At 42.0% G+C, this 626-nt stretch carries 1 protein-coding gene; it reads right to left on the bottom strand.

Features of this window, described 5'->3' with window-relative positions; translation table 11 throughout:
• A partial coding sequence (locus AM629_RS21400) for a two-partner secretion domain-containing protein (RefSeq protein WP_152912071.1) occupies positions 1–398 on the bottom strand: 398 nt, incomplete at its 3' end.
• Between the last annotated feature and the right edge of the window lie 228 nt (positions 399–626).

Genomic DNA, 626 nt, shown 5'->3' with positions numbered 1-626 from the left:
ATTACATTGGCTTTATGACCCAGAATTTCCAGTTTGCCTTGCAGGTCAGACTGCCCATTACCGGTGACTTCATTAATAATTAATTCGGCGGCTTTACCTTTTAAGTGGCTATTTGCATTTAATTGCCCGGCTAATTGTGACTGAGCCGCCTGAGTAGCGTTATTAAGCACTGCTCCTTGAGTGGCAACATTAAACTCTTTATAAGTGTTGTGAGATATCCCGGCACTATTAGGAGTAGCAATATTGACAACCGGCACATTTCCCTGAATTTGTACCTGTGTTTGGGGATTATCCGGCGTTATTCCCGCCGCCATAGCCGGGTGCAGTGGCTGAATGGCCGTCAGGTAAATTAAAAGATAACTCGTGCCTCTCGCCACAGAGTTGCTGAGTTTATTCATCGTACTATCCCTTTTGTTAAACTTAAGTGTGACAAAGTCAATGATCTGACCAATAAGTGACTCGGTTATCTGCGGTCAGGCTGCGGTGATAAAACAGCCATCTTTCCACAGAGAATATTGATGATTTAATAGTGACATCATCAAACTATTCTAATGTGAAATTAATTGACCGTCAGAATGAATAGTGTGAAATGTGATCAGCGATCAGTTATTTACTGCTGTTAATGG

This window comes from Photorhabdus heterorhabditis, assembly GCF_001280945.1.
In the GTDB taxonomy this organism is placed as follows: Bacteria; Pseudomonadota; Gammaproteobacteria; order Enterobacterales; family Enterobacteriaceae; genus Photorhabdus; species Photorhabdus heterorhabditis.
The sequence above is the reverse complement of the archived record's forward strand: the minus strand, read 5'-3'. Positions and strand labels throughout refer to the sequence as shown.